Origin of the sequence: Sphingomonas sp., assembly GCF_050725575.1 — a bacterium.
In the GTDB taxonomy this organism is placed as follows: Bacteria; Pseudomonadota; Alphaproteobacteria; order Sphingomonadales; family Sphingomonadaceae; genus Sphingomonas.
On the sequence record NZ_JBOHHW010000009.1, the window covers coordinates 22,705 to 42,759 of the forward strand.

Sequence of the window (20,055 nt, forward strand, 5' to 3'; positions counted from 1 at the left end):
TGCCGGCTGCGATTCAACCATTGCACGGGGCCTGGCATGTCATCCCGTGCCGGACGTGCACCGGCGCGCTCTTTCTCAGCGTCGAAAACAACAGTCCATTGCGCCGTCGGCGCAAAGCCTTCCCGCATGACAGAATTACTGTGCAGCCGTCGATCGTGCGCTTGATGGTCTAGGTATCGGAATCGGAGGTCCGTGGCGGTCGGACGTTCACCACGCGCCGGTCCGGCAGGATCCTGAATGCGCCGCCGCCATATCCGGTCGCGCCGGTCACCACGATTACATCGTATATGACGCCAATGCGCAGCGGCTTGGCGGCAACCGACCCTCTCTGCTGATCGGTGAGACGCGGTCGCCCTTTAAGGAGGGCGCCATACAAGATCGGGAACTGGTCGACGCAGTCAAATCCGACCCGCTCGCTCCAGAACGTACCCGACCCGATCAGTGATGGATCATCGCCCGGCGCCTCCCGTGCCCGCGCTTCGTCGTGCGCGACCACGTCGATGGCGTTGATGCATGTCGGCGTTTTTCGGGATGTCGGATCAACAACAAAGGCCAGCCGACCGTTGATCACCGTTGCGAGCAGCTCATAGGTATAGGAACAACTGCCCAGCAACAGGAGGCAGGCCAATGCCGCCGATGAGCGGATGGTCCTCGCGCGATGACGGCGCACTAACCGAGCTGCTCTGCCAGGCTGCGGGTGCGTGAGGTGACTTCGTCGCCGGTATGTTTGGTCGATGCCGGCTCGATCAGCAGCACCCAGCATTCCTCGTCCGCCACCGGGTTATGTCGGACGCCGCTCGGCACGGTCAGGAAGTCGCCTTGTGACAGCTCGACCGGGCCATCCTCGAACTCGATCCGCAGCGCGCCCTTGACGATGTAGAACAGCTCGTCCTCGCCGTCATGCGCATGCCAGACGAACGCGCCCTTCAGCTTGGCGACCTTGAGCAGCTGATCATTGACCCGGCCGACCACCTTGGGCGACCAGTAATCGGTCACGCGGTCGAAAGCGGCGGTCAGGGTGGTGGGGGATAACATCGTTCTCTGCTCCGGTATCGTTATCGGCATTCAGGATACACCGGGCACCTGTCGATGTCTGCAATTGACCCCATTCCCGCTAGCGGAGGTTCGCACGTCGACGTCTGACAACATATAGTGCGCTTGCCGCGAGGCTGACCGGCAGGGCGCAGATGGCGAGGACGATCAGGCTCATGAACAGCATGGCCGGACCGTCATTTGGCGGCGGGCCGTTCGGCGCGAGCTCCAGCAAGACGATTGCGATGAGCACGATCAGGGCCGGTACGAAGGCCGTACCGATGAGCGCAGCCAGTATACCGCTCAGCCGGCTGATGCGTTTGCCGATTATGGCCATGAAGCCGAGGGTTAACAGCGCGACCAGCAGCGCGGCGACGATGATGAAGGGCGCATCGTCCGGTCCGGCGATCGTCCGGGGATTTGAAAAGATCGTCCAAAGTATCTGGCCCATGAAGCTCGCCTCCGATTGCGGTTTCTAAGTGAGCCCTATCGCTGGTTCGGGTGGCCCACGCGAAGCGCCTCGGCCTCTGCAAGCAATGACTTCAGCTTTGCCAGATCGCCGTCCGCCATCGTTAATTGCGCCGCCCGACTCCTGATCGATTCCAGCGCAGGGTCGGCGGTCGGGATGGAGATGAAATCATCCCAATCATAATCATCACCTGCTCCGTCGAGAAAATCCCGCAAATGGTCTGCAACCTCATCGGCCGAAAGATTGGCGGGCCGCTCGAACGGCGTCGTGATCAATTTAACGACGATCGCGAGCGGGATAATGAAAATGAGCGCGAGAATGGCGGGTGTCTGTTGCCACCAGGAATATTTCGGAGCTGCAAAAGCGTGATCCATGGTTTTCATCTATCGGAATCGCGCCGGTTCACAAAGATTATCGGCACCGATAAGGCTTGTAACGGATTGCGTATCATGACCATGGATGAGGCCATCATTGCGATGGCCGGCGATTGGCCGGAAATCGCAATTGCCTCCGACATGATTGGACTTCCCGATGGGACAGCTACGCACCGCCAACAAACGGCGCAATCGCGCGCTCGCACGCCCCGCCGCCAAGCCTGCGGTCGCCGCCGCGTCGGCCAAGGCGAAAACGGTCAAGGCTGCGAAGGGCGCTACGGCCTAACCCCGATAGCGCATCGCCACATCGCAGCGTTCATAGCGTGCGCCGAAATCGCGCATGATCTCCGCATCATGCTCGAAGCCGAGCTTTTCGTAGAGATGGATCGCGGCGGCGCAGATCGAATTGGTGAGCAAATAGAGCGTCTCGATCTCCATCTGGCGAGCGCGGCGCAGGATCGCCTCGAGCAGATATTCGCCTGCCTTGCGGCCGCGCGCTGATTCCAGCACGCCCATCTTGGTCAGCTCGAACCGGCTCTCCCCGGTCTTCTGCAGTGCACAGGCGCCGACGATGCCGAGATCCCTGGCTTCGACGAACAGGATCACCCCGCCCGGATCGATGATCCGCGCGCGCGGATTCTCCAGTACCTCGCGGTCGGTCTGTTCGATGCGGAACATCGACGAAATCCATTCGGCGTTGATGTCGTGGAAATCGCGCGCCAGTTCGTCGGAGAATTCGCGGATCGTAAGGCCGGATGCCGGCCCGGCCAGCACGCGCTGCTCGATCGAATTGCCTTCGAGCGCATCCTCGATCGTCGTGATCTGGTCGAGCAGCGGACCATCCAGCCCGGCGCATAACTCGACCACCGCTGCGTCGATGTGCGGCCAGACGTCGCGTTTCGATCGCGCCATCGCGTCATGGCCGGCCCCGGTCAGTGACAGCGATCTGCGCCGCTGGTCGCCCGGCGTGGTGATTGTTTCGATCAGGCCGAGTTCGACCAGCTTGGCGAGGTTACGGGTGATCGCCGGCTGGCTCAGGCCCAGCTTCTCGGCCAGCGCGCCGACGGTCAGCGTGCCGAAACGGTCAAGCGCCACCAGGATCGGATATTGGCTCGGCTGGATCGCCAGCCCCGCGCGCTCGGCGATGCTCGCGACATCGCCCTGCATCCGCTCCGCCAGCCGCTTCAGCCGGCTGCCGAGGAACAAATAACCCATTTCCTTCATGATATCGTTCGCCATGCCGGTCGCTCCAGTGAGTCGATAGCATGTTATATACCTGGTTATGTAATTGCAATAAGCTGCCGGTCAGGTGTCTTTCATCGCCTCGATCAGCTTCTTGACCTCCTGGCTGCGGCCGCGCGGCAGGATCAGCACGTCGTTGCCGCTGGCGACGACGATCAGGTCTTGCACGCCGACGATCGCGATACGCACGCCATCGCTGCGTACCAGGCAGTTGGTGGTGTCGATCGCGACGACTTCGCCGCCGTCATGGCCGGCATGGGCATGGCCATCGGCATCCGCGCTGAGCGTGTAGAGCGCGTCCCAGCTGCCGAGGTCGCTCCAGCCCATCGCGACCGGCACCACAGCGACCCGCTCGGCCTTTTCCATCACCGCATAGTCGATCGAATCGGCAGGGGAGTCGGCAAAGGCGTCGGCGTCGGGGTAGACTCGGTTCCCCTCATGCCCGGCCTTTTCCATCGAGTGCTGGGCCGCGACCAGTATATCGGGCGCATAGGTGGCGAGGGCGCCGAGATACATATCGGCGCGGAACAGGAAGATGCCGCCATTCCAGGCATGGTCGCCGGCCGCGAGCATCGCCTCGGCCTTGTCCAGAGGCGGCTTCTCGACGAAGCGCGCCACCTTGTGCACGCCTTTGGCGATCTCGTCCCCGACCTGGATCCAGCCATAGCCGGTTTCGGGCGCGTCGGGCGCGATGCCGAACGTCACCAGCCATCCTTCCGCGACCAGCGGCATGGCGGCATGGATTGCGCGGTGGAAGGCATCGACATCGGCAATGACATGATCAGACGGCATGATCAGCAATGGCGCCGGTCCGCCGCCTGCCGCGATCGCGGCGAGCGCGATGGCGGGCGCGGTGTTGCGGCCCATCGGCTCGAGGATCACGGCTTGCGCGCCGGCCTCGACCGCGTTGAGCTGTTCGTCGATCATGTCGGCATGGCGCGCATTGGCGACCACGATCGGCGCGGCGAAGCGCTCGCCGGTCGCGCGTCGCGCGGTTAGCTGCAGCATCGTCTCCTCGGCGGTCAGCGCGAGCATCTGTTTCGGGCATTCGGGCCGTGACATCGGCCAGAGCCGCGTACCCGATCCGCCCGAAAGGATGACGGGGACGATCGGTCTGGAAAGCGGCATTCGAATCCTCCTGGCGGCGCCCGTTGCTTGGGGCAGCATGCGCATCTTCCTTAGGGCAGCGCACGCGTCAGACAAACGGTCCTCGATCAAGCCCGATCCCGGCGTTCAACCTTTATTTGTCAATTTCTGCGACAGCCGGTCGCACGTGTCGGGAAAATTTACACGGACCGACTGGGACTCGACGTAATGATCAGGCTGTTCAAGCATTATATACCGCATGCCGTGCTGCTGCTCGGCCTGTTCGATGTCGTGCTGTTGCTGGCCGCGGCCGAGTTCGGCTGGATCTATCGCGCCAACCAGATCGAGATGCTGGTCGAGCCGATTCATACCCGCATCCCGCAATTGCTGACCTTTGCCGGCTCGCTCGAACTCGCAATGATCGCGGTCGGGGTCTACGGCGCGAGCTCGCTGCAATCGCTGCGCTATGCCGCGGCGCGGCTGGTGGTGGCCATTTCGCTCGGCGTGATCTTCCTCAGCGTGATCTTCTTCGTCATGCCGGCGATCACCTTCTGGCGCTCCAACCTGCTCTATTCGATGGGCGCGGCGATGGTCCTGCTGGTCGGCCTGCGCATCCTGCTTGGCAAGATGATCGGCGGACAGGCGTTCAAACGCCGCGTCGTGGTGCTCGGCGCGGGCGCTCGCGCCGCGCGGCTCAAGGCGCTCGCCGCGACCCCGGGTGCGGGGTTCGTCGTGGTCGGCTATGTCTCGATGAGCGAAGCCGCGCGGGTCATTCCCGAGGCGATCGCGCGCGATGCGATCTATAATCTCGCCGACCACGTCGTGCTGCTCAACGCCAGCGAAGTCGTGCTCGCGCTGGAGGAGCGTCGCAACGCGCTCCCGCTGAAGGATTTGCTGCGGATCAAGACCACGGGCGTGCACGTCAACGAGATCTCGACCTTTCTCGAACGCGAAACGGGCCGAGTCGACCTGCAGAGCGTCAATCCGAGTTGGCTGATCTTCTCCGATGGTTTCTCGTCCGGACGGATGCTGTCGAGCGTGTTCAAGCGGCTGTTCGACATCGTCGCGAGCGCGCTGCTGCTCACATTGACCGCACCAGTCATCCTGCTCACCGCGATCGCGATCAAGCTTGAGAGCAAGGGCCCGGCCTTCTACCGCCAGCGCCGCGTGGGGCTGTACAGCGTCGGCTTCGATTGCATCAAATTGCGCTCGATGCGCCAGGATGCCGAAATTGGCGGGCAGGCGGTCTGGGCGGAAAAGGACGATCCGCGCATCACGCGCATCGGCCGTTTCATCCGCAAGGTGCGGATCGACGAATTGCCGCAGACCTGGTCGGTGCTGAAGGGCGAGATGAGCTTTGTCGGCCCACGTCCCGAACGGCCGCAATTCGTCGACGATCTCGAACAGCAGCTGCCTTATTATGCCGAGCGCCATATGGTGAAACCGGGCATCACCGGCTGGGCACAGATCAATTATCCCTACGGCGCGTCAATCGAGGATTCGCGGCAAAAGCTCGAATACGACCTCTATTACGCCAAGAATTATTCGCCCTTTCTCGACATATTGATCCTGCTGCAGACGATCCGCGTCGTGCTGTGGCCGGAAGGCGCGCGGTAACGGCTCCGTGGCGATGACGCTCATCCTGTGGGGCCACGCATTTGCCGCCCTGCTGTTCGGCATGATCGCCGTGTCGCAATTGCGCGACGCGGCGACCGCCTTGCCGCGCCTGACCTTCGTCGTCGCCCTGATCGCCACCGCCTTGTGGGCGCTGGCGGTGGCGGGGATCGACCCGCGCGATATCATGGCCCGGATTGCCGAGAGCGGGCGCAATCTCGCCTGGCTCGCCTTCATGTTCGCGCTGGTCCGGCGCGACCCGAGCGCGCCGCATGGCAAGGCGGTGGCGACGGTCTACGGTGTCGTCGTGCTGATCGTGCTGGCCGGGATCGTGCTGGCCATCGCGGAAACCACCCTGGCCCCGGCCGACGCCGTGTCGATGAGCTCTTCCCGGTTGCTGCTGCGCATGATGGTCGCGGTCAGCGCGCTGGTGCTGGTCCATCACCTCTATGCTGCGGTCGCGCCGCGTGCGCGTGGCGGCATTCTGCTGGTCGTCATCGCGCTGGCGGTGATGTGGAGTCTCGATCTCGCCCTCTATGCCACCGCTTATTTGACGCAAAGCTGGGGTGTCGAACTGGTCGCGCTGCGTGGTGCGGTGATGGCGCTGCTTGCGCCGTTGTTCGCATTGGCGGTGCTGCGCAATGGCGACTGGACGCTGAAATTGTCGCGCACCGTCGCCTGGCAATCGCTGTCGCTCGCTGCAACGATCCTGTGGCTGGTGACGATGGTGCTGATCACCAGCGGGATTGCCGCGTTCGGCGGCACTTATGTCCGCATTGCCCAGACCGCTTTCGTGTTCGGGTCGGCGGCGGCGACACTGACCCTGGTCTCGTCACCCTGGCTCAAGGCCTGGGCGAAAGTGAAGCTGGCCAAGCATCTGTTCAATCATCGCTATGATTACCGTGCCGAATGGGCCCGCTTCACCGACACGCTTGGCAAGCCCGAAGGCGCCGCGCCGCTCGACGAGCGGATCGTGAAAGCGGTCGCTGACCTGACCGATTCTCCCGCCGGCCTGCTGCTCGTACCGGACGGCGCGGGGCTGGGCATTGGTGCTGCCTGGAACTGGGCTCGGGACGGGCTACCCGCGTCCGGCGGGGATGAAATCCTCGCCCGCCATCTCGTCGCCAGCGGACGGATTATCGAACTGGACCGGATTCGCAGCGATGTCGGGCTCGATGCCGAGGCCAGCGCCGAAGCGGCGAGCGTGCCGCAATGGATGCTCGACGATGGCGCCACCTGGGCGCTGATTCCGCTCGTCCATCTCGACCGGCTGCAGGGCGCGATCCTGCTGGCGCGGCCGCCGATCGACCGGGCGCTGGACTGGGAGGATTTCGATCTGCTGCGCATCGCCGGCCGCCAGGCCGCAAGCTATCTCGCCGAAGCGCGTGCGCAGGAAGCATTGGCCGATGCCGAGCGCTTCGACGAATTCAATCGCCGCTTCGCTTTCATCCTGCACGATATCAAGAATTTGGTGAGCCAGCTGACCCTGGTCGCGCGCAACGCCGAACGCCATGCCGACAATCCCGACTTCCGCGCCGATATGGTCGCGACATTGCAGGATTCGGCCGGGCGCATGAACGACTTGCTCGCACGGCTGTCGCAGCATCACAGTGCTCGCGCGGAAGAGCTGCGCCCGGTCGAACTGATGCCACTGGTCGAACGCGTTGCGGCGCGGCGCCGCGCTCAGCATCCGGTGGCGGTCATCGGGGTGAAGGCACTGGCGCAGGCCGATCCGACGCGGCTCGAACAGCTGCTCGGCCATCTGCTGCAGAATGCGATCGAGGCCAGCCCCGCGGTCGAGCCGGTGACGATCGCCGTCTCGGTCGATGCGGCCAATGTCGTGATCGACGTGATCGACCAGGGCTGCGGCATGTCGCCCGCATTCTTGCGCGACAAATTGTTCAAGCCCTTCGCCTCGTCCAAGCCCGGCGGCTTCGGCATCGGCGCGTTCGAGGCACGGCAGCTCGCCCAGGCGATGGGCGGCAGCGTCGAAGTGACCAGCCGGGAGGGTGAGGGCACCCGCTTCCGCGTCATCCTGTCATCCGCCCGCGCGCTACCAATGGAACACGCCGCATGACCGCGAAACCGAAACTGCTCCCCAAGCTCCTGATCGTCGAGGACGATGCCGGGCTGCAGCGCCAGCTGCGCTGGGCCTATGAAGGGTATGACGTGGTCGTCGCTTCCGACCGCGCCACCGCGCTCGACGCGGTGCGCGCTGAGGAACCCGATGTCGTCACACTCGATCTCGGCCTGCCGCCCGATCCCGACGGCACGAGCGAGGGCTTTGCGACCTTGCAGGCGATCCTCAGCCTCAAGCCCGATACCAAGGTCATCGTCGCGTCGGGGCACGGCGCGCGCGAAAGCGCGTTGCGGGCGATTGCCGAAGGGGCCTGGGATTTCTACGCCAAGCCGATCGACATCGATGCGCTCGGCCTGATCGTCGCGCGCGCGTTCCATGTTCATGCGCTGGAGGCGGAAAATCGCCGGCTCGCCGAGCGTGCCGGGACGACCGTGCTGGGCGGGATGATCACCGCCGCGCCTGAAATGCTCAAGGTCACCCGCACGATCGAGCGAGTCGCGGGGGCGGACGTCTCGGTCATGCTGCTCGGCGCGAGCGGCACCGGCAAGGAATTGCTTGCCCGCGGGGTGCATGATTCGAGCCCGCGCCGGAACGGTGCGTTCGTCGCGATCAACTGCGCGGCGATTCCCGAAACCCTGCTTGAAAGCGAATTATTCGGGCATGAAAAGGGCGCCTTCACCGGCGCGGTCAAGACCACCGAGGGCAAGATCGAACTGGCCCAGGGCGGCACCCTGTTCCTCGATGAGGTCGGCGACATTCCGCTGCCGCTGCAGGTCAAGCTGCTGCGCTTCCTGCAGGAGCGCGTGATCGAGCGGATCGGCGGGCGCAAACCAATCGCGGTCGATACGCGGATCGTCTGTGCGACGCATCAGGACATCGACGCAATGATCGCTGACGGCCGCTTCCGCGAGGATCTTTATTACCGCCTGGCCGAGATCGTCGTGCGCATTCCGTCGCTGGCGGAGCGCAGCGGCGATGCCGGGCTGCTCGCGCAACATTTCCTGAAGAAATACGCCAAGACCATGCACTCGTCGGTCACTGGCCTGTCGCCCGATGCGCGCGCCGCGATCGACGCCTGGGGCTGGCCGGGCAATGTCCGCGAGCTGGAGAACCGCATGAAGCGTGCGGTGATCATGGCCGAGGGCAAGCTGCTTACCGCCGCCGATCTCGACCTGGCCGGTGATGCCGAGGATGTCCCGCTTAACCTGCGCAGCGTGCGCGAGGTCGCCGACCGCAAGGCGATCCGCCATGCGCTGGCCCGCGCCGACGGTAACATTTCCAATACCGCCAAGCTGCTAGGGGTGAGCCGGCCGACCTTGTACGACCTGTTGAAGAGCTATGATCTCCATGCGTGACATGCCCGCTCCCAAAACGCTCTGGCGCCTGGCTACCGCCATTGCCGCGTCGCTTGGCGCAGCCGTGCTGCTCGCCTTTGCCGTCACGACCCCGGCACGGGCCGATGCCGATGCCGCGCGCCTGTCGCTCGCCAAGAGCCTGGCGATGCTCAAGACCGGCAACATCAGCGCGGCGCGCAATCATGCTCAGGCGGCAATCAAGGAAGATCCCAATTGGGGCCTTGCCCATGCGGTGCTTGGGCGCGTCTTCCTGGCGCTCGGCGATGGCCTCGGTGCCGAGGGGGAGCTTGATCGCGCCAGGGCGGCGGGCTTCGATCCCAAACGTGCGCAGCAACTCTATGCCCATGCCTATCTGCTGCAGGACGACCCCAAGCGCGCGCTGAGTGCCATCGCGACGGTGCCGCCGCGTTTCTCCGGCTATGCGCTGCGCGTCGGCGCGCGCGCGCTTGCCGCGCAGGGCGACATGCCGGGCGCGCAACGGGCGCTTGCCAGTCTCCTCGCTATCGATCCGGCGAATAGCGCGGCCTGGTCCGATCTCGGCCGGGTGCGGTTCGACAGCGGCGATGTCGGCGGCGCGATCGAGGCGGCGGTCAAGGCGACCGAACTCGACCCGGCCAATATCGAGGCGCTGACCCTGCGCGGCGAGCTGGTCCGCGGCCAATATGGCCTGGTCGCTGCACTGCCTTGGTTCGAGGCCGCGCTGGCCCGCGATGCCTATTATCATCCCGCGCTGATCGAATATGCCTCCACGCTCGGCGATGTGGGGCGTTACAATGACATGCTTGACGCCACCCGCCGCGCGCTCGCCGCGCGCCCGGGCAGTGCCCAGGCCTATTATCTCCAGGCCGTGCTGGCTGCGCGGGCAGGCAATTACGATCTCGCCCGCACGCTGATTCAGCGTATCGGCGACGACGTGAATGATCTGCCCGGCGCGCTGCTGCTCGGCGGCACGCTCGACTATGAGGCCGGCGGCTATGAGCAGGCGATCAACAAATGGCGCGAACTGGTCGGCCGCCAGCCCATGAACATCACTGCGCGCCGCCTGCTCGGCGCGGCGCTGTTGCGTTCGGGCGATGCGCAGGGCGCGCTCGATATATTGCGCCCGGTCGCGGCACGCAGCGACGCCGACAGTTATACGCTGACCCTTGTCGCGCGTGCGTTCGAACGCACCGGGGAGCGCGACTGGGCGGCCAAATTCCTTGACCGCGCAGCCTTTCCGGCGCGCGACGCATCGATGCCGTTCGGCGCCGATGACAGCGTCGCGGTGCTCGGCAGCCTCGCCAACGACAATCCCGACGATCCGGTGCGGCGCGTGGTCTTTCTGCGCGGGCTGGCCGATGCCGGCGATTATGGCGCCGCGCTCACTCAGGCACAGGCATTGACACGCACGGCGCCTGGCGCGCCTGCTGCCTGGCTCGCGACCGGCGACATGCTGATGGTGATGAAGCGCTATGACGAGGCGATCGCTGCGTATCGTCGTGCCGCCGATATCCGGTTCGATGAGCCGACCATGCTGCGCATGGTCGACGCGCTTGACCATGCCGGCCACCGCGGCGAGGCGTCCAATGCCCTTGCGCTGTTCCTGTCGCAGAATCCGCAGAATATCGCCGGCCAGCGGCTCGCCGCGCATTGGCAGATCGCCGCGGGCGAGTTCGACGCCGCGATCGAGACGCTGGAAAGCCTGCGCCAGCGCGTCGGTAATGGCGACGCCGCGCTGCTGGCCGAACTCGCTTATGCCTATATCGGTGACGGCGATGACGCGACGGGCATGGCCTATGCCAAGGCGGCCTATAGCCTCTCGCCGCTCAACCCGGCGACGACGGATGCCTATGGCTGGGCGCTGTATCAGAGTGGCGACAACAAGGGGGCGGTGCAATTGCTCGAAAAGGCGGTTTCGATCGCCCCCGAACATGCAATGCTGCGCTGGCACCTCGGCCAGGCCTATGCCGATCTCGGGCGCGGTGCCGATGCCCGGGTGCAGATCGACGCTGCGCTGAGCGACCCGACCTTCACGGATCGCGAGGCCGCGGCCGCGCTGCTGAAAACGCTGGTTTAATCTCAGCCGTTCGCCCTGAGCTTGTCGAAGGGCCGTTCTTTCTTCTAACGCGGTGTGCAGGAAGAGCGGGGCTTCGACAGGCTCAGCCCGAACGGAAGATGATATGGCCGACGATCAGCAAACGCCCCTCGACCTTATCGCCGCTGCCCTTGACCGCATTGCACCGCCGGCACCGGTGCCCGCCGATCCGCTGGCGCACCCGGCCTATCTGTGGCGCGGCGCCGCGCTCGCCGCCGCGCGTGATTTCGCGGCACTGCCGCTCGGCGATCTTCACGGCATCGACGCGCAAAAGGCGACGCTGGTCGCCAATCTCGATCGCCTTGCTCAGGGTCATGCGGCGCATGACGTGCTGCTCTGGGGTGCGCGCGGCACTGGCAAGTCGGCGCTGGTCAAGAGCAGCGTCGCCGCATTGCAGGCCGAGGGCAGGGCGCTCGCGCTGATCGAGGTCGTCACCACGCAGCTCGACACGCTGGCAACGCTGTTCGCGGTGATCGCCGCTGTGCCCCGCGCGTTCGTCCTGTTCATCGACGATCTCGGCTTCAACGCGGCCAGCGATGCGCGTGCGCTACGCTCGATGCTCGAGGGTGGTGCGGAGGCGCGTCCCGCCAATGCGCGGCTGCTGGTAACGTCAAACCGCCGCCACCTCGTGCCGCGCGACATCGCCGAGCAGGAGAGCGCGATCAACCCGCGCGACGCAGTCGACGACAATCTCGCGCTGGCCGATCGTTTCGGTTTGAGCCTCGGCTTCCATGTCGTCGATCAGGAAGGCTATCTCGCCATCGTCAAGGGCTATGCCGATACGCACGGCCTGCCCTTCGACCCGGTCGAGGCGGTCGGCTGGGCGACGCGGCGCGGCAGTCGGTCGGGCCGCGTGGCGTGGCACTACATCGTCGATCTCGCCGGGCGGCACGGCAGGTCGCTGCGATTATAGCAGAAGTGGATCAGGTTTCGCCAAACGCGGCTTGACTTGATCGTCGTACCACGGCTGTCTCACCGAATGGCCCGTATCGGCGAACTCGACCTGTGCGATCGACTCTCGCCCACCATTCCGATCTGGGTGACTCAGGTCGTTGTCGGGCTGGTCACCTCGGGTGCGGCGCGGCTGCTGCGCATCGGTTTCGACATCGTCGCGGGCGGGGCGGCGCCATTCGCACTGATCTATCCCGCGATCATGCTCGCGACATTGTTCGCACGCGCGCTGGCCGGCATTGTCGCCGCGACGGTGATGATCCTCTATATCTGGTATTATCTCTTCCCGATTCACGACTCGTTCCGCTTCGCCGATTCGGCCGGGGCGCTCCAGATCGGCGTCGTGGTGGTCACCGCGCTCATCACCATCGCCCTGGCCGAGCTGTTCCGCCGCTCCGCTTACCGTGCGACGCGCGAACGTGACCGGGAGATCGCCGATCGCGACCTGTTCCTCGCCGAATTCGACCACCGTATGAAGAATAATTTCGCGATCGTCGCCGGACTGCTCGACATGCAGAAGCGTCGTGCGGTCGATCCGGCGACGGCGGAGGCGCTGGGCGTCGCGCAGATGCGCATCGACAGCATCGCCCGCGCCCACCGCCATCTCTATCGCGGCAGCGAACAGCCCGGCATGGTCGAGATGCAGGAATATCTGCCCGATCTGTGCGCGGCATTGTCCGAGGCCTTGTTCCTGCGCGGTGGCATCACCCTCGCTTGCGACACCGACCAGGCATCGGTGCCGCGGGACCGCGCCGTGTCGATCGGGCTGGTCATCAATGAACTGGTTACCAACGCCGCTAAGCATGCCTTTCCCGGCCGTGATATCGGCAGCATCAGCGTCCTGTTCTACAACCGCACCGGCGGCGGATGGACCGTCACGGTGACCGACGATGGCGTCGGCCTGCCCAAAAAGCCCGTTGCTCCCGGTCCGGATCATGGCCTGGGCAGCCGGCTGATCGAAGCCTTCGCGCGTCAGGCGGGCGGGACGATCACGACCGACAGTGATCGCACGGGTACCCGCGTGACGCTGGAGCTGACGGCTTAGTGTCTTTCCGACTTACGTCGATACGGTGCCAGCCCGCTCCCCCTCCCGGCCACCCACAGCATATCCTGAATGGGTGGCCGGGAGGGGGAGCGGGCTGGCACCGTCTAACCGAAAAGACTCTAGCTTAGCGCCTCGATCTGTTCGGCGAGCTCCAGCCAGCGCATTTCGGCCGCGTCCTTTTCATCGCGCGCTGCCTCGATCGCCTTGGTCAGCCGCTCGAATTTGGCGAAATCGCGGGAATAGAGCGCCGGGTCGGCGAGCAGCGCCTCGTCGCGTTTGATCGCGGCTTCGATTTCTTCGATCCGCTTGGGCAGCAGGTCATAATCGCGCTGATCCTTGTAGCTCAGCTTCACCTTCGGTGCTGCTGGCGCCGTCGGCTCCACCTTGCGCGGATTGGGCCGCTTGCCGCCGCTGACCTTCAGCCGGCGGCGCTTTTCCCAATCCTCATAACCGCCGGCGACGACATCGACCGTGCCCGATCCGTCGAGGCCGAGCGTGATCGTCACGGTACGGTCTAGAAAATCGCGGTCATGGCTGACGATCAGGACGGTGCCGTCATAATCGCCGATCACTTCCTGCAGCAGGTCGAGCGTTTCGAGATCGAGATCGTTGGTCGGTTCGTCGAGCACCAGCAGATTGGACGGCCGGGCGAATTCGCGTGCCAGCAACAAGCGCGATCGTTCGCCGCCCGACAGCGTGCCGACCTGCGCATCGACCAGCCCGGGCTCGAACAGGAACTCCTTCAGATAGCCGATGATATGCTTCTTGATGCCCTGCACCTCGATCCAGTCGCCGCCGTCGGCGAGCACTTCGCGCACCGTCTTCTCCGGTGCCATCAGGCTGCGCTGCTGGTCGATGACAATGCGGTCGAGCGTCTTGGCGAGGCGAATATGACCGGAATCGGGTGCGAGCTCGCCGGTCAGCAGCTTAAGCAGCGTGGTCTTGCCCGCGCCGTTTGCACCGACGATGCCGATCCGGTCGCCACGCATGATGCGCAGCGTCAGGTCCTTGATGATCGGCCGGTCTCCGAACGATTTCGACACGCCCTTGACGTCGATCACCATCTTGGTGCGCGCATCGTCGCTGCCGATCGACAGGTTGGCGGTGCCCGGCGGCCCCATCATCGCCGCGCGCGTCTCGCGCATTTCGAGCAGCTTGGTCAGTCGGCCCTGGTTGCGCTTGCGCCGCCCGGTGACGCCGCGCAGCAGCCAATGCTCCTCCAGCTTCAGCTTCGCGTCGAGCCGTTCGGCATTGCGCGCCTCGTCGGCATAGACTTGCTCGGTCCATGCCTCGAACCCGCCAAAGCCGATTTCGGCGCGGCGGATCGATCCGCGGTCGAGCCACAATGTTTGCTTGGTCAATCGGGTCAGGAAGGTGCGATCATGGCTGATCGCGATGAACGCGCCGCGGAACCGGCCGAGCCAGTCCTCGAGCCAGTCGATCGCCGCGATATCGAGATGGTTGGTCGGCTCGTCGAGCAGCAGCACGTCCGGGTCCATCGCCAGTGCGCGCACGATCGCCGCGCGGCGCCGCTCGCCGCCCGATGCGCTGGCCGCCTCGCGCGACAGGTCGATGCCGAGCTGATCGGCGATCGCGTCGGCCTCATATGGCAGCGGCGCATCGTCGCCGTGCAGCACATAGTCGAGCAGCGTCGCATGCTGGCGCAGGTCGGGTTCCTGCTCAAGCAGCACGACGCGCGTGCCTGGTTGAATCGTCCGCCGGCCCTCATCCGCATCGACCGCATCGGCGATCAGCTTGAGCAGAGTCGTCTTGCCCGCACCGTTGCGCCCGATCAGCGCAAGCCGGTCGCGCGGCTGGATATGGATGTCGAGGCCGCGGAACAGCCACCCCGATCCCTGGATGATGCCGAGATTTTCAAATGCGAGGATTGGGGCTGCCATGGCGGTCCGTTACGAGGCGGATCGCGAGACGGCAAGTTGCGCTTGTCTGACCGAAGCATTCACAGGCTGTTCAAGCCCGCCCCGCTATGCGACGCACATGAAGATGTTGTTATCCTCTTTAGTCTGCCTCCTCGCCGTGGCCGGACCGGCCGTTGCCGACCCTGCGCCCGACCAGCGCCGGGGCGATCAGGTCGAAGCGTTCGATCAGCTCAAAAAGGGCCGATTGCTGCCGCTTCACGAGATTGAGCGCCGCGTCGTGCCGCAAATGCGGGGTGCGCAGTATCTCGGTGTCGAACTCGATTCGATCAGTGGCATTTACACGCTCAAATTCCTGCGCGATGGAAATGTCATCTGGGTCGAGGTCGATGGCCGTTCTGGCCAGATCATCGGCCGTACCGGCAATTGAGCCGCCCGATCGTGGCTGGAAGGGAACAAGAATGCGCGTCCTGATCGTCGAAGACGAACCCAATCTCGGCCAGCAATTGAAGAACACGCTGGAAGGTGCTGGCTATGCGATCGACCTCGCCACCGATGGCGAAGAGGGTCATTTCATGGGCTCGACCGAGAATTACGATGCGATCGTGCTCGATCTCGGCCTGCCCGAGATTGACGGGCTGACCGTGCTCGACCGCTGGCGCAAGGAAGGCCGCACCGCACCGGTGCTGGTGCTCACCGCGCGCGACAGCTGGTCGGACAAGGTCGCCGGGCTCGACGCTGGCGCCGATGATTATGTCGCCAAGCCGTTCCAGTCGGAAGAGCTGATCGCCCGGCTGCGCGCGCTGATTCGCCGCGCTTCGGGCAATGCTTCGTCGGAACTGACCGCGGGCGATGTCCGGCTCGACACGCGCTCGGGCAAGGTTACGCTGGCCGGCGAACCGGTCAAGCTGACCGCCCAGGAGTATAAGCTGCTCAGCTATCTGCTCCATCACAAGGGCAAGGTGGTCAGCCGCACCGAACTGATCGAGCATATCTATGATCAGGATTTCGACCGCGATTCGAACACCATCGAAGTGTTCGTGACGCGCATCCGCAAGAAGCTTGGCCAGGATGTGATCACCACGATCCGCGGCCTGGGCTACAGCCTTGAAGACCCCGATGCTTGATTCTGACGCCGCCTCTGTACCGTTCGTCCCCGGATCAGGTCCGGGGCTGTCGAAGCACCGTTCTTCTCCCTTCTGACCGTGGAACAGGAAGAGCAGCCCTTCGATAAGCTCAGGGCGAACGGAGATGAGGTCGCGGTACCCGGTACGGCTCCCGATACGGCCCGCGACCCGGCCGACCCGGATGCGCCGATCGGCCGGGGTTATGTCCGCACGACGGGGTCGCTCAGCCGGCGGATGATCCTGATCGCTGCGGCATGGATCCTGCTGCTGCTGACCGGCGGCGGCTTTGCGCTCGACCGGGTGCTGTCATCGGCGATCACGCGCAATTTCGACGATCAGCTCGAATATGTCCTGACCGCGCTGATCGTCTCGGCCGAGATCGGCCCGGACGGTGAGGTCGTGTTCAACCGCGAACCCGCCGACCAGCGCTTCCTGGAGCCCTATTCGGGCCTGTACTGGCAGGTCAGCACCAAGGGGCGTGAGGATTTTCCGTCGCGCTCGCTGTGGGACCGGCGCCTGTCGTTCGGATCGCAGCACACCGATCTCGGCATCCACAGCTATGACAGCGTCCAGTTCAACGCGGAAAAGCTGCGCATCCTCGAACGCGATGTGAAACTGCCGGGGTCGCCGCTGCGCTGGCGCTTCCAGGTCGCGCAGACCCGCGAAGGGCTCGATGCGCAGATCAATGCACTGCGGCGGACCCTGGTGCGCAGTTTCGTGTTGCTTGGGCTCGGCCTGATCATCATGGCCGCGTTGCAGACGTTTTACGGCCTGTGGCCGCTGCGCAAGGTGCGCGAGGAAATCGCCCGTATGCGCGCCGGCAAGTCGCGCCAGGTCGAACGTGCGATGCCGATCGAGGTCGCGCCGATGGTCGAGGAATTAAACGGCCTGATCGCGCATAACGAACGCCAGGCCGAGGAAGCGCGCCGCCATGCCGGCAATCTGGCGCACGCGCTGAAAACCCCGCTGACCGTGATCATGAACGCCGCCACCGCCCAGGCCGACGATCTCGGCGAGACTGTGGTGCGTGAGGCGCGGACGATGCGGCGCCAGGTCGATCATCACCTCGCCCGCGCCCGCGCCGTCGGCCGTCGCGGATCGGCGCACAGCCGCGCCGATGTCTGGCCGAGCCTGGAATCGGTCGAGCGCGCCGTCGCGCGGCTCTATCGTCATGTCCGTATCGACATCGCCGGGCCGAAGACGTTGCAGGTCCATGTCGAGCGGCAGGATCTCGATGAGATGCTCGGCAATCTGATCGAGAATGCCGCGAAATATGGCGGCGGCAGCGTGTTCGTGACGGTCGGCCAGCATTCGGGCTTCGTCGAATTCCTGATCGAGGATGACGGCATGGGCATTCCCGAAGAACAGCGCACGCGCATCTTCGATCGCGGCGTGCGGCTCGATTCGGGCAAGCCCGGCACTGGCCTCGGCATGGCGATCGTGCGCGACGTGGCGGAGATTTACGAAGGTACCGTCAGCCTTGAAGAAAGCGAGGATCTGGGCGGACTGCTGGTGCGGTTGCGGTTGCCCGCCGCGAACTAGTCGGTCCGACTCGCGCAAGAGGCCGAACCCAGCCAGGTGTGAGGATTGCCGTCCCAGCACCAGCCAAGGTTCGGCTGTTTGGCGGCATTGATCCATATCGCCGGTACGCGCTGGTCGCCCGCATGGCGCGACACCAGCAGCGAGTAGCAATTATTCTTCCTGAGAAAGTCGGGACATTGCGTGGCGATCGCGATGCCTTCTTCGATCGTCAGCGCCAGCCTGGCTTCGCGCTTGATCAGGATGAGCGCTTCGTTCGGCGGCAGGTTCCTGTTCTGCTGCCCGCGATCGATATCGACGATCAGATAGGCGAGGCCATGCGGCAGAACGGTGTCAGCGGTGACATGGAAATCACTTGCCGAGCGCGGATAAAGCTTTGAAATCCCCTGTCGGCCATCCTTGCTGACGGCCGCCATCTGCACATCGGTCGCGACCAGGTCGCTCTTGACGGCAATGGCGAACGGCAGCGTCCCGATCTCCATGTCGCCGGCGCTCACTTGAAACGTCACGACCTTTTCAGCCAGCGGCGTCAGCAGTGCGCGGAAAGCCGCATCGTCCAGACCACTATGCTGCGGATAGCCCCTGTCGATCAGCACAGCGGTCTGGCGATCGAATTCCTGCATCAGGTCTGCTGGTGTCATAGGGCGGCGCTCCGTCATCATGGAAGCGCGATATGGCGTCGCGGGCTTCCAGTTTCACGTTGCCAGTCTGTTCCGGGCCAGTCTGTTCCGGGCCAGTCTGTTCCGGGGCCAGTTCCGGGCGCCGCCGGCTAATCCTCGCCGCGCGGCAGCGATCTGATCTCGACCGTGCCGCCGCATTCATAGACCGGATTGCCGGCAACCCGGCTTTTCGCATCGGCAAGGTCGGTGGCTTCAATACGGATATAGCCGACGAGATGGCTGGCGACCGCGCCCGCCGGAAAAGCCGCCGCGCTGCCGCAGGCTGGCGAAATAGCGATCCCATATGCCGGCGGACGGTTCGCGTACGCTGTCGTCGTGCATCAGTAAGGTGAAGTCGGGCATGCGTTTCCCCCGTTGGCTGACGGCCGTTACGCCGCCACGGCCAACTCTCGCATGACGTACGCGGTGATCTCAAGACTGTGCTTGCGGGCGTCATGATCATAGATTGAGCTTGCCACCATGATCTCGTCCACGCCGGTGTGCGCGACGAACGCGGCGATGTCGCGGGCGACCTTGGCCGGCGCGCCGACCGCTGAGCAGCGCAGTGCATGATCGAGGATCGCCGCACCCTGCGCGCCCAGCGACTGGCGATAATTCGCGACCGGCGGCTTCATTCTGCCGGGGTTGCCGGTGCGCAATGCGACGAACGCCTGTTGCTGCGAACTGGCGAGCAGTTCGGCCTCGTCATCGGTATCGGCGGCGAAGACGTTGAACCCGGCCATCACATAGGGCTTTGCCAGCACCGCCGAGGGGCGGAAATCGCGGCGATAGATCGCCAGCGCCCCATCGAGCGCGTCCGGCGCGAAATGCGAGGCGAAGGCATAGGGCAGGCCAAGTGCGGCGGCCAGTTGCGCGCCGAACAGGCTCGATCCCAGGATCCACAGCCTGATATCGGCGCCGGCGCCGGGTGTGGCGCTGATTCCGGTCTGCCCGTCATCCGCGAAATAGCTTTGCAGTTCGAGCACGTCCTGCGGAAAGGCGTTGGCGTCGCTTTCCAGCGTGCGACGCATCGCGCGTGCCACTTTCTGGTCCGATCCGGGCGCGCGCCCCAGCCCCAGGTCGATCCGGCCCGGGAACAGGGCGTCGAGCGTCCCGAATTGCTCGGCAATGACCAGCGGTGCGTGGTTGGGCAGCATGATGCCGCCCGCACCGACCCGGATCGTGCTGGTCGCGGCGGCGACATGCGCGATGACGATCGAGGTCGCGGCGCTGGCGATGCCGGTCATGCCGTGATGCTCCGCGGTCCAGTAGCGGCTGAACCCCAGCGCCTCGACATGCCTGGCCAGATCGGCGGCATTGGCGAGCGACTGGGACACGCTGCCGCCTTCGACGACGGGAACGAGATCGAGCAGGGAATAGGCTGTCATGCTCAGGAGATGGGGAGGGGGGCGAGGGTTCGCCAGATTAGAAAATCTTCGTCGTGCCGAACTTGTTTGGCGATTGTCTCCTTCAGGCGTGTATTTCTTCATTGCGTCCCCGGCGAAGGCCGGGGAAGCAATGAATGTGCATT

20 protein-coding genes are annotated in these 20,055 nt (G+C 64.7%); 10 read left to right on the plus strand and 10 right to left on the minus strand.

Translation table 11 applies throughout. From position 1 onward, the window contains the following. Positions 1–169 precede the first annotated feature (169 nt). The 4 genes from ACRECS_RS08360 to ACRECS_RS08375 all read right to left on the minus strand — a co-directional run bounded on the left by ACRECS_RS08360 (position 170) and on the right by ACRECS_RS08375 (position 1,884). Complete coding sequence (locus ACRECS_RS08360) at positions 170–670, minus strand: hypothetical protein (RefSeq protein WP_431582502.1); 501 nt, start codon at positions 668–670, stop codon at positions 170–172. Further along, positions 670–1,035 carry a cupin domain-containing protein gene (locus ACRECS_RS08365; protein WP_431582503.1) on the minus strand — a complete coding sequence of 122 codons (366 nt, stop codon included), beginning with the start codon at positions 1,033–1,035 and terminating at the stop codon, positions 670–672. The genes ACRECS_RS08360 and ACRECS_RS08365 overlap by 1 nt, the downstream gene beginning before the upstream one ends. A gap of 79 nt (positions 1,036–1,114) precedes the next feature. Further along, a complete protein-coding gene (locus ACRECS_RS08370) occupies positions 1,115–1,483 on the minus strand; it encodes a hypothetical protein (protein WP_431582504.1) in 369 nt (122 codons plus the stop codon). Between the two features lie 35 nt (positions 1,484–1,518). Further along, entirely contained in the window at positions 1,519–1,884 is a 366-nt protein-coding gene (locus ACRECS_RS08375) for a hypothetical protein (protein ID WP_431582505.1), read from the minus strand. Positions 1,885–2,032: 148 nt separating this feature from the next. On the opposite strand from ACRECS_RS08375, the gene ACRECS_RS08380 reads away from it, so the two are divergent. Continuing rightward, entirely contained in the window at positions 2,033–2,161 is a 129-nt protein-coding gene (locus ACRECS_RS08380; RefSeq protein WP_431582506.1) for a hypothetical protein, read from the plus strand. Here the strand turns inward: ACRECS_RS08380 and ACRECS_RS08385 are convergent. Both ACRECS_RS08385 and ACRECS_RS08390 read right to left on the minus strand, forming a co-directional pair. After that, on the minus strand, positions 2,158–3,114 hold the full coding sequence (locus ACRECS_RS08385; RefSeq protein ID WP_431582507.1) for a bifunctional helix-turn-helix transcriptional regulator/GNAT family N-acetyltransferase: 957 nt from the start codon (positions 3,112–3,114) through the stop codon (positions 2,158–2,160). The two genes, ACRECS_RS08380 and ACRECS_RS08385, sit on opposite strands and share 4 nt — an antisense overlap. Positions 3,115–3,180: 66 nt before the next feature. Continuing rightward, positions 3,181–4,179 (minus strand): mannose-1-phosphate guanylyltransferase, encoded by a 999-nt coding sequence (locus ACRECS_RS08390; RefSeq protein WP_431582623.1) that lies wholly within the window; start codon positions 4,177–4,179, stop codon positions 3,181–3,183. Positions 4,180–4,431: 252 nt separating this feature from the next. Here ACRECS_RS08390 and ACRECS_RS08395 point away from each other — a divergent pair, with 252 nt between their 5' ends. The 6 genes from ACRECS_RS08395 (at position 4,432) to ACRECS_RS08420 (ending at position 13,322) form a co-directional block, all read left to right on the plus strand. Next, positions 4,432–5,820, plus strand: a complete 1,389-nt coding sequence (locus ACRECS_RS08395) for a TIGR03013 family XrtA/PEP-CTERM system glycosyltransferase (protein WP_431582508.1) — start codon at positions 4,432–4,434, stop codon at positions 5,818–5,820. A gap of 13 nt (positions 5,821–5,833) precedes the next feature. Further along, a complete protein-coding gene (gene prsK, locus ACRECS_RS08400) occupies positions 5,834–7,894 on the plus strand; it encodes an XrtA/PEP-CTERM system histidine kinase PrsK (protein WP_431582509.1) in 2,061 nt (686 codons plus the stop codon). Beyond that, positions 7,891–9,252 (plus strand): PEP-CTERM-box response regulator transcription factor, encoded by a 1,362-nt coding sequence (gene prsR / locus ACRECS_RS08405; protein WP_431582510.1) that lies wholly within the window; start codon positions 7,891–7,893, stop codon positions 9,250–9,252. The genes prsK and prsR overlap by 4 nt, the downstream gene beginning before the upstream one ends. Next, positions 9,245–11,308, plus strand: a complete 2,064-nt coding sequence (locus ACRECS_RS08410) for a tetratricopeptide repeat protein (RefSeq protein WP_431582511.1) — start codon at positions 9,245–9,247, stop codon at positions 11,306–11,308. The genes prsR and ACRECS_RS08410 overlap by 8 nt, the downstream gene beginning before the upstream one ends. 103 nt (positions 11,309–11,411) lie before the next feature. Beyond that, positions 11,412–12,239 (plus strand): ATP-binding protein, encoded by an 828-nt coding sequence (locus ACRECS_RS08415; protein ID WP_431582512.1) that lies wholly within the window; start codon positions 11,412–11,414, stop codon positions 12,237–12,239. A 66-nt stretch (positions 12,240–12,305) separates the two neighbouring features. Then, complete coding sequence (locus ACRECS_RS08420; RefSeq protein WP_431582513.1) at positions 12,306–13,322, plus strand: sensor histidine kinase; 1,017 nt, start codon at positions 12,306–12,308, stop codon at positions 13,320–13,322. A 119-nt stretch (positions 13,323–13,441) separates the two neighbouring features. Here the strand turns inward: ACRECS_RS08420 and ACRECS_RS08425 are convergent, their stop codons facing one another. Next, complete coding sequence (locus tag ACRECS_RS08425; protein ID WP_431582514.1) at positions 13,442–15,223, minus strand: ABC-F family ATP-binding cassette domain-containing protein; 1,782 nt, start codon at positions 15,221–15,223, stop codon at positions 13,442–13,444. A 97-nt stretch (positions 15,224–15,320) separates the two neighbouring features. Here ACRECS_RS08425 and ACRECS_RS08430 point away from each other — a divergent pair, with 97 nt between their 5' ends. The 3 genes from ACRECS_RS08430 (at position 15,321) to ACRECS_RS08440 (ending at position 17,868) form a co-directional block, all read left to right on the plus strand. Continuing rightward, entirely contained in the window at positions 15,321–15,629 is a 309-nt protein-coding gene (locus ACRECS_RS08430) for a PepSY domain-containing protein (RefSeq protein ID WP_431582515.1), read from the plus strand. Positions 15,630–15,660: 31 nt separating this feature from the next. Further along, a complete protein-coding gene (locus ACRECS_RS08435; RefSeq protein WP_034157370.1) occupies positions 15,661–16,326 on the plus strand; it encodes a response regulator transcription factor in 666 nt (221 codons plus the stop codon). 234 nt (positions 16,327–16,560) lie between these two features. Continuing rightward, entirely contained in the window at positions 16,561–17,868 is a 1,308-nt protein-coding gene (locus tag ACRECS_RS08440; RefSeq protein WP_431582624.1) for an ATP-binding protein, read from the plus strand. On the opposite strand, the gene ACRECS_RS08445 is transcribed toward ACRECS_RS08440, so the two are convergent. The 3 genes from ACRECS_RS08445 to ACRECS_RS08455 all read right to left on the minus strand — a co-directional run bounded on the left by ACRECS_RS08445 (position 17,865) and on the right by ACRECS_RS08455 (position 19,912). Continuing rightward, complete coding sequence (locus ACRECS_RS08445) at positions 17,865–18,506, minus strand: DUF5701 family protein (protein WP_431582516.1); 642 nt, start codon at positions 18,504–18,506, stop codon at positions 17,865–17,867. The two genes, ACRECS_RS08440 and ACRECS_RS08445, sit on opposite strands and share 4 nt — an antisense overlap. Positions 18,507–18,737: 231 nt before the next feature. Beyond that, on the minus strand, positions 18,738–18,887 hold the full coding sequence (locus ACRECS_RS08450) for a hypothetical protein (protein WP_431582517.1): 150 nt from the start codon (positions 18,885–18,887) through the stop codon (positions 18,738–18,740). A 26-nt stretch (positions 18,888–18,913) separates the two neighbouring features. Continuing rightward, positions 18,914–19,912, minus strand: coding sequence for an LLM class flavin-dependent oxidoreductase (locus ACRECS_RS08455; RefSeq protein ID WP_431582518.1), 999 nt, complete (start codon positions 19,910–19,912; stop codon positions 18,914–18,916). Between the last annotated feature and the right edge of the window lie 143 nt (positions 19,913–20,055).